Annotated in this window: 6 protein-coding genes; 5 read left to right on the top strand and 1 reads right to left on the bottom strand. The window is 60.3% G+C overall.

Annotated elements, in window-relative coordinates; genetic code table 11:
- The first annotated feature begins 90 nt into the window (after nucleotides 1-90).
- The 4 genes from Q1J88_RS08280 to Q1J88_RS08295 all read left to right on the top strand — a co-directional run bounded on the left by Q1J88_RS08280 (nucleotide 91) and on the right by Q1J88_RS08295 (nucleotide 7,119).
- Nucleotides 91-3,975 carry a DUF2235 domain-containing protein gene (locus Q1J88_RS08280; protein ID WP_301117149.1) on the top strand — a complete coding sequence of 1,295 codons (3,885 nt, stop codon included), beginning with the start codon at nucleotides 91-93 and terminating at the stop codon, nucleotides 3,973-3,975.
- A gap of 94 nt (nucleotides 3,976-4,069) precedes the next feature.
- Nucleotides 4,070-5,755, top strand: a complete 1,686-nt coding sequence (gene argS / locus Q1J88_RS08285; RefSeq protein ID WP_301117150.1) for an arginine--tRNA ligase — start codon at nucleotides 4,070-4,072, stop codon at nucleotides 5,753-5,755.
- Between the two features lie 7 nt (nucleotides 5,756-5,762).
- Entirely contained in the window at nucleotides 5,763-6,434 is a 672-nt protein-coding gene (locus Q1J88_RS08290; RefSeq protein ID WP_301117151.1) for an SPOR domain-containing protein, read from the top strand.
- 67 nt (nucleotides 6,435-6,501) lie between these two features.
- The gene (locus Q1J88_RS08295) at nucleotides 6,502-7,119 is read left to right on the top strand and encodes a thiol:disulfide interchange protein DsbA/DsbL (RefSeq protein WP_301117152.1); all 618 of its coding nucleotides are present in this window, start codon (nucleotides 6,502-6,504) and stop codon (nucleotides 7,117-7,119) included.
- 54 nt (nucleotides 7,120-7,173) lie between these two features.
- Here Q1J88_RS08295 and metC read toward each other — a convergent pair whose 3' ends face one another.
- Complete coding sequence (metC, locus tag Q1J88_RS08300) at nucleotides 7,174-8,376, bottom strand: cystathionine beta-lyase (protein ID WP_301117153.1); 1,203 nt, start codon at nucleotides 8,374-8,376, stop codon at nucleotides 7,174-7,176.
- A gap of 56 nt (nucleotides 8,377-8,432) precedes the next feature.
- Between metC and Q1J88_RS08305 the strand changes: the two genes are divergently transcribed.
- A complete protein-coding gene (locus Q1J88_RS08305) occupies nucleotides 8,433-9,065 on the top strand; it encodes a LysE family translocator (RefSeq protein ID WP_301117154.1) in 633 nt (210 codons plus the stop codon).
- Nucleotides 9,066-9,518 lie beyond the last annotated feature (453 nt).

Here is a 9,518-nt window from a genome sequence, read left to right on the forward strand (position 1 = left end):
GTTTTCCTCAATAGACGAAGTTCTACACTACCCTAACATCACAGACGTGCCAAGCGGCATGATCAAGGTTTTTTCCACCAGAAAAATGCCATGATCCTGCAACGCTTTTTGGCCCTTGTTCTGGCGTCAAGCCCGGTCTGGGCTGTTGCCGAAAGTGTGTGTTCGCCCCCTGCTCTTGGGCACCCGTGCGCCATGGAAGGCATAGCCGCCCAGGGTAATATCGTTCCCGAGCCCAGCCTGGCCCTTGGCAACCCTGTACACCTCGCCACCGGCAATAAACATCAGCGGGAGCTCGACCTTCCTGCCAACCCCGCTGCTCCCTTGCTGCAGGTGCTGCGTCATTACAACTCACTCGACCCGCGCCAAGGTCCGTTTGGTCGCGGATGGACCAGCTCTTACGACACCCGCCTTTACCCCGGCAAAAACCGCGTCCAGATCGTTCAGGCAGATGGCAGTCGAATCACCTTCCATGTAGCGGATGCAACACCGCTTCAAAATCCACGCGGTTTCCTCAAGCGCGACGGCGCCCAATGGCAGTGGTTCTGGCCCGATGGCCGCCACCTGAGATTCGATGACGGCGGCCGACTGATCCGTATCGTCGTGCCACGTAAAGGGGCTGCGAACAGGCAGGCGGGCGTAGAAATCGCCGACATTGTCCGCCACGACGGTGGGGTGCTTCACGGCGCCATCTCCCACATCATCTCCTCCAGTCGCACAAACACGCCGGTCAAATACCAGTTTCATTATCGAATAAGCGGGGGACAGGCATACGTCAGCGCCATAGACACCCCGCTCGGCCGATTCAGCTATCGCTACGAAACCATTGCCGGCACGACCAGGCCGCCACAGCTTCGGCTAACTGCCGTCCGGCGACCGGACGGACTTGAGCGTCGCTACTTGTACGATGCCCATCTGCAAGCCGGCATGCCGCATTTGCTGACTGGCGTAGCCCTGGTCAGGCCCGCCACAACGCATGCGCCGGAACACAAGGTACGCACGAACAGCTGGGCCTATGACTCTGAAGCACGCGCCATCAAAGCAACACAACATCACCCCGTCAAAAACGCATATTCCCTGCGTATCGGCTACGAACGCAAGGCCACCGCCAAACAGGCAGGCCTTACCGTGGTCAATCAAGCCGATGGCCGCCAGACCCGAATTACGTTCCAGCAACAGGGTAGCCGCTATGTACTGGCGGACGTAAGCGGTGCGTCCTGTGCCGGCTGTCCTGCACCCGGCACGTACGCCCCAACTTCACACGGGCGTATTCGGAACGTACACAGAAACACTATCGCATACACCCCCGACGGACGGCTGGCCAGCATGCGTCCATTTGCTCCGGGCTGGCCTGGCTTGCATCTTGAATTCGACGCCCAAGGCCGTCGCACGTCCTGGCAAGCCAAGGCAACCGGTCGGGAAACCGCCACTTTCGATGCAGCAGGACAGCTTCAGCTACGACAATTTCAGAATGGGGATGGCTGGCGCTACGACTACGACCGGCAAGGCCGCCCAAGGCGGATCGTCATGCAGGGCAAAGACCTCAAGCACACGACCCGCCTGGGCTGGAACCACGATCAGCTGATATCAGTTCGCCACCCACACGAGAGCGAAAAGCGCCTCTACGATTCCCTGGGCCGCCTCATTGAACGACGCGTTTCGCGAAACTTGAAACCCCGGCGTACACCTCTACCCTTTGCAGATGCTGTGGCGAAGGCGCCAGGCGGTCGGCACCCGACCAGATTCACCCAACAGCCTGGGGTCTATACCGATCGCTTCGACTACGACTCCCATCACCGCCCTGTACGACATCAGCTTCCAGAGGGCGGTGCCCTGCATTACCAGTGGTCCGCCACAGGCCGGCTAGTCCAAATCGAATGGCAGGACGCAAGCGGTCAGCGGCATACCGTCATACAGGCGTCCGACTCCCTGCCTGGCTATCGCTATGGCAACGGCATGACAATGTCCGTAGCCTTTCACAAAGGCCATGCCAGCGCCCTCAGTCTGTCTCACCGAGACAATCTCATTTGGCAGCAGTTCCGCTCTTACGACTACCTGCGACGGCCTGTGCGCGAATCCACCTACTGGTCCGCCATGAATCTTCAGAGCCACTGGCACTACCTTTACGACAAATCATCGCGACTCTCCATAGCGGCTGAATCTCACTCGACCTCGCCTCCGGGTATGGCACCACCTTCGCCGGACAAGCTGCAGCAGCACTGGTTTGCCTGGCACTCCGACGGATCGTCGGCAGCGGTTCGCCGGCAAGGTTCCACACGGCGGCCCCACGTGCTTCGCGATGCATCCGGCTTGCCCACAATGGTTGGCGATTTGTCACTGCGCTACGGTCCCATGCGCCGCCTGGAACAGGTATGGCGCGGCAACCAGCCAATGGTCCTGTACCGTCACAACGCGTTCGGTCATCGCATCGAAAGACTCACCCCCCAGGATCACACTCATTATCTTTATCTGGACAACCGGCTGGTCGCCGAAGCCCGGCGCCACCGTTCGAGCAAGCAACCGTCGCCATACAAACCCGCGTCGCAGTCAACACCGATCACGCGTCGTTATATCCATGCGGGCCATGTCCTGGTGGGCATGATCGACTACACCACCGATCCTTCCAACGGCAAGCTCTACGCCGTACATTCAGACCTGATGGGCGCACCCGTCATGCTTACCGACGACAAGCGCAACATCCGGTGGCAAGCCACGTACACACCATTGGGGTCCGCACACCAAACCGCAGGTGACCTGAACTTTGACCTCCGGCTTCCGGGCCAGATCTTCGACGACGCCACCGGCTGGCACGACAATCTGTTGCGTACCTTTCATCCTCAGTTCGGGCAGTATCTCGAGCCAGACCCGCTGGGCCCACTGCCCGGCTCCCAGGCGTGGGGCTATGCAGCGCAGCAGCCTCGCCGTTTTGTTGACCCACTGGGTCTGCTTCTGTTCGCCTTCGACGGCACTCGCATGAACGCCCACACCCGGGGCAACGTCTGGCTGTTCAGTCAACGATATCTGGATGGCCCGGTCTTTTATCACTCCGGTCCCGGCAATCCGTATTACTGGGATCTGGATGCCGTGGCGGCACACGAAGCGCCCCAGACCATTCAAACCCAGTGGCAGCATCTGCTCAACGCCCTGCATGAAGCTCCATTGAGTGCACTCGAGCCCGTCCCCATCGACATCATCGGCTATTCCCGGGGCGCTGCGCTGGCGCGTCACTTTGGCAACCTTATTGAACAGCATGTCGACCAGGGCTTGTTCTCCTTTGCCGACCCGTTGCGTGGGCAGGTCACCGCTTGTGTCGACCTTCGGTTCATGGGGCTCTTCGACACGGTGGCCCAGTTTGGCCTCGGGGGCGCCCTGAATGCCCAATACGACTTCAGCATTGCATCGGCCTGGAGCTGGGTAGCACACGCTGTAGCCCTGCACGAGAGACGATCCTTGTTTCCATTGCTTGCGGCCACGGGCAAAGGCTACATCAACCTTAACGAGGTACCGTTCATTGGCGCGCATGCCGACGTCGGAGGAGGCACACCCCCCGGGGTTGCGGACGCCGCAGCCGGCTCCGGCGACCTGTCTGACATTGCATTGAACTGGATGGTGTGGCAGGCCCGCGCTGCCGCTGTTCCACTTGACCGCCTCGCAAGCGAACAATCACGTATCACCAACCCCGTTCTTCACGATGAACGTTCCTCGCTGGCGCGCACCTTGATTGACGGCGATCGGCGCGTCGATGACGCAACCGGCCGGCTCATGCACGGCCGGCAGGATGACCACGCCCGATTCGGCAGAACCCAGCGCGAAGCTACCGAAGCCTTGATCAAACGCTACGAAGACTGGCACGGCAGTGGCTCGAACCAGGTCGGGGAGGTAGACCTTGACGCCTACGCACGTTGGCTTCATGATGAACTGGGCTGGCATGCCGCGCCTTTACAGGACACGCCCACGGAAAATCACGCTATCATTTAAGCCTTTCCATGCAATGCGCCGACGCGCCTTTCGCGCGCCGGGCCGCCCCCATGGGCGGCGCCCGGATATGGGCCGCCTACACGAACCACTTCATATGCTTCCTGGGCACCAACAGCAACTCACCTCCCTCATTCTCGCCGCGACCAAGTCCATCGTTCCCGATGCCGAGCCCGCTGTCCTGTTAGAGCGACCCAAGATCGCCAGCCACGGCGACCTCGCCACCAACGTCGCCATGCAACTTGCCAAACCCGCCCGGCGCAACCCGCGAGAGCTGGCACAGCAAATCATCGATGCAGTCGTTGCCCAGCCCGGCGCCGACGCCCTTATCGCCTCCGCCGAAGTTGCCGGCCCCGGTTTCATCAACTTTCGGCTGACGAAGGCGGCCCACCAAGCCGTACTCGATGCCATCAGACAAGAGGGTGAACAATTCGGCACACAGCCCGTGCGCAACGAGAAAATCCTGGTTGAATTCGTATCCGCCAACCCGACCGGACCCTTACACGTTGGCCATGCCCGCCAGGCCGCCTTGGGCGATTCCTTATGTCGTGTACTGGCCACCCAAGGCTACGACGTCACGCGCGAGTTTTACTACAACGACGCCGGCAACCAAATCGACAATCTTGCCATCAGCGTCCAGGCGCGAGCCAAAGGCATCGAGCCCGATTCCCCCGATTTTCCGGCTGACGGATACAAGGGCGATTACATTGTCGACATTGCCCGCGACTTTGCCGCCAAAGCTACCGTGCAGGCCGCCGACGGTGAATCGGTCACCGCAACCGGCGATATCGACAATCTGGACGACATCCGAAGGTTCGCCGTCGCGTATCTGCGCCGTGAACAAGACCTCGACCTGCAGGCATTCGGCCTGAAATTCGACAACTTCTATCTTGAAAGCTCTCTGTACAGCAGCGGCCGGGTCGAACAGACTGTCCGGGCACTGACCGAGGCCGGCCACACTTACGAGCAGGACGGCGCCCTGTGGCTGCGTACCACCGAGCTGGGCACTGGTGACGACAAAGACCGCGTCATGCGCAAATCCGAAGGCGGATACACCTATTTCGTCCCCGACGTCGCCTACCACGTAGCCAAATGGGAACGCGGATTCCATCACGCCGTCAACATTCAGGGCAGCGACCACCACGGCACCGTGGCACGTGTACGGGCCGGCCTTCAGGGACTCAATCTGGGTATTCCCAAAGACTATCCTGCCTACATCCTGCACAAAATGGTCAAGGTCGTGCGCGACGGCGCCGAAGTCAAGATATCAAAGCGCGCCGGCAGCTATGTCACCATGCGCGACCTGATCGACTGGGTGGGGCAGGATGCGGTCCGCTTCTTCCTGGTACAGCGCCGGGCCGACTCCGAATTTGTCTTTGACATCGATCTGGCGTTGTCCAAGAGCGAAGAGAACCCCGTCTACTACATCCAGTACGCACATGCCCGCATCTGCTCGATGCTGGCGCAGGCTTCTCAAGATGCCGTGGCTGTCGATCAGGCTGACGCCTCTCCACTGACGGCAGCCAGCGAAATCGCGCTGCTTCAACGGCTGGCCGAGTATCCCGCCGTGATCGCACTGGCCGCCAAAGAGCTCGCTCCGCACCACATTGCCTTCTGGCTGCGCGACTGCGCCTCTGATTTCCACACCTGGTATAACTCCGAGCGCGTGCTGGTCGACGACGAAGCCCTCAAGCTCGCTCGCCTGCGTCTGGCCTCCGCCACGCGTCAGGTCCTGGCGATGGGGCTGAATCTGCTCGGCGTCTCCGCTCCTGAAAGGATGTAAGGCAACAATGGCACAGCGTCGCAAATCATCCAGCTCCAAAAAAACCGGCGGCAGCACGCTTTTTGGCCTGCTTGCCGGCCTGATCATCGGTCTGGCAGCCGCTGCCGCCGTGGCGTATTTCGTTACCCAGGTACCCATGCCCTTTGTGGACAAGGCCAGCCGCGATCCAGCCAACGTCCTCCTTCCCCCCAATATCAATGACGCACCCGACCCCAACCTGGGCCTGTACGGACAAAGCGGGGCCGCCGGCAGCGCGGCCAGTGGCCCCACCGTGACACCGCCGGCACCGCTTCCGGGCCAGAAACCGGATTCGGGACGCGATGACATCGGCGCCTTGCTCGCTACCCTGGATGCTGCCAAACCGGGTACCCCCGACGTCCCGCCGCCCCCGGCCCAGGCCGAAAGCCAGCGCAAGCCTTCCGCCGCCGATATCGCAGCCACGACGCAAACCACCTACTACCTCCAGGCAGGAGCCTTCCGCTCAAATAACGACGCTGAATCCGTCAAAGCCCAGATTCTGATGTTGGGCTTGCCCGTACAGGTGCAGCAGGCAGAGGTAGGCGGTTCAACCTTGCACCGCGTACGCGTCGGCCCATTCAAGGGCATCGATGAAATGAACCGCTCCCGCATGCGTCTGAGCGAGGCCAAGATCGAATCCAGCGTCGTCAAGGTTCCTTGACGCACCACTTGAACTTGCCCTTGAAATCGCGGTCTTACTGATCAAATTCGTACAGGATTATTCACACATGTCAATCAAAGCCATTTTTTCCCGTGCCCTGTCAGCCCTGGCACTAAGCACAGCATTCCTCGCGCCGGCCGCAATGGCGCAATCGCACACCGTCGTCGACCCTGCCCAGCCGTCTGATACTGCCGGAAAAACTGAAATCCTCGAGTTCTTTGCCTATAGCTGCCCCCACTGCGCGACCATGGAGCCGCTAGTCGAAAAATGGGCCGCGTCCCTGCCCGAAGACACCGTTCTCAAACGGGTGCCCGTTGCCTTCAACGCAAGCATGTCCGACCTGCAAAGACTTTATTATTCGCTGGAAAGCCTCGGCCGCCTCGACTTGCATCCTGCCGTTTTCAAAGCCATTCACCAAGAACGCAAGCGCATCTATACCGAAGACGCCATCGTCGACTGGATTGCCGACCAGGGCATCGACAAGGCCAAGTTCCAGTCCGTATTCCATTCATTTGGCGTCAACACCAAGATCAGTCGCGCCAACGAGCTGACAGATACCTACGGCATCCAGGGCACGCCCAGCCTTGCCATCGGCGGCAAATTCGTGACCTCGCCGTCCATGACAGGCAGCTACCAGGGCACCATAGACGAAGCCCAGCGCCTGCTGGAAAGCCTCAAGAAATAAACAGCATTCTGCCGTGCCACGAGGCGTCGCACACCGCGACGCCTCGCTTGCCTCCTAACCGGCTGACGCCGCTTCAAGCGCCTGTTGAAGATCCGCAATCAAATCGCGGGTGTCCTCAAGTCCCACATGCAACCGTACTACCGATCGATCTGCACCACTGTCCTGCCAATACCCGTGCAACTTCAGGGCCGACTGCTCCACCAGCTGCGTCAGACTTTCAAAACCACCCCACGAATAGCCAATACTGAATAATTCCAGCGCATCCACAAACCGCCGCGCCTGCTGATTGTTCAGCGCAAGCTCCACCGCCAGCATCCCGTTCGAGCCCAGACAATCGCGCTTCCATAGCTCATGACCCGGGTCGCCGTGATACGCCGGATGAAAAATGCGTACCGTCTCCGGACGCTTGGCCAGGAATTCACACACCTCGAGCGCATTGGCCGCATGTTGACGCATGCGCAACGGCAAAGTGCGCACCCCCCGCAACGCCAGCCATGCGTCATCCGCGCTGATCGAATACCCCATCGCATAGTGCGTTTCATTGATACGGCGGGCAAGCTCAGGATCCTTCGCCATCACGGCACCCAGCATCAGATCCGAATGCCCACCAATGTACTTCGTGCCCGCCACGACAGACACGTCCACGCCAAGCCCCAGGGGCTTATACACATACCCCGCTCCCCAGGTGTTGTCATCCACCAGCACCAGCCCGTGCCGCTGCGCAAACTCCGCCAACGCGGGAATATCCAGCATCTCGAACAACAGCGAACCCGGCGACTCGATATACAACATCCGTGTATTCGGCCGCACCCGCGACTCCAGAGCTTCGGGCGTCGCACGGCAATACTCCACCTCGATACCCATACGCCCAAGCACAATCTTGTCCAGATAGCGAACCGGCCCATACACGCAGTCTGCCACCAATACATGGTCGCCAGAATTCAGCAAAGCAAGAAACGCCAACGTAATCGCCGACAGCCCCGACGGCGCCAAAAATGCCCGATGCGCGCCTTCCAGATCACAAAAAACCTGCTCAAGCGCCGCGTGCGTATCCATCCCCGCACGCCCGTATGTAACAGCACGCTCCCCCCGCCCCCTGGCCTGCATCGCACGGTCATGCGCCTCCATATTGGCAAAGCGCACCGTACTGGTTCGTATCGAAGGCAAGGCCACCGGAGCCGCCTCGGTTTTGGGATTAAACTCGGCAATGCCCGAGTGCAACAACAGGGTGTCAATGTGCGACGAATTGCTGGCCATGGTCGTCCAAGGTAAGTGATCCAATCGCCTAAAACTACCACAGAACCCGACGTTCCATGCTTACCTACCAGATCGCCCTCTCATTCTTCGGCATAGCGGTACTGCTCGCCCTGGCTCCCGGCCCGGACAACCTCTTCGTGCTGATGCAATCCGCCCTGTGGGGCAAGGCTGCCGGCATGGCCGTCGTTCTGGGCCTTTGCACCGGCCTCATCGGCCACACCTTCGCCGTCGCCATCGGCCTCGCCGCCATCTTCGCCACGTCTGCCACCGCCTTCACCATCCTCAAACTCATCGGCGCCGCCTACCTCATTTACCTCGCCTGGGGCGCCTTCCGTGCCTCAGCTACCGCCACACCCGACGGCAACACCAAGACCCCCCGCCTTTCATACGCCGCCCTGTATCGCCGCGGCATCATCATGAACCTGACCAATCCCAAGGTCTCGCTCTTCTTCCTGGCCTTCCTGCCCCAGTTCACCTCTCCCGAACGTGGTTCAGTAGCCCTGCAGATCTTCAGCTTGGGCGGCCTCTTCATGCTGGCCGCCTTCCTGGTCTTCACCATCATCGCCATCTTCTCGGGAACATTTGGCGAACTCCTGCAAAAATCTCCCCGCGCCCAACTCTGGCTGAACCGTATTGCCGGCACCGTCTTCGTAGGTCTGGCATTACGCCTGGTCTTCACGGAGCGATAGAAAGTCACCCCGAAGCGCGAACTCGCATCTCCTGAGACACCAACGGTACATGCAAAGACGAGGTTCGCGCCTAAAACAGCATACCGAGCCAACAGCTGGATACGACCCAGCGCAATCAAGATAAACCATGATTGCCTCCCCAAAGGCCCGCAGGACCAAATCAAAGACACGCAAGCCCCAGAATAACGAAGGTCCAAACAAAAGATACGCAAGGTCCAGGGCTTGATGGGGCCTTCCGCTCCGTCTCGCAAGCCGAACAACCGCCCCTTTTGGGGAGGCAAGCTCGCCACCTGTCCGAGCAACAAGGGTGGCGGACCACCGGTCCGCCGTTGCGAGTTTGGCGAGCGCCCCAAAAGGGGTGGTTGTGAGGGAAGCCCGAAGGGCCGAAGCGACCGGAGCGAAAGGCCTCATCCAGCCATGGACCGCCTCAAGAACCCAAACCAACGCCATCAA

The sequence above is a fragment of the Pusillimonas sp. genome, from assembly GCF_029263785.1.
Taxonomy (GTDB): Bacteria; Pseudomonadota; Gammaproteobacteria; order Burkholderiales; family Burkholderiaceae_B; genus Pusillimonas.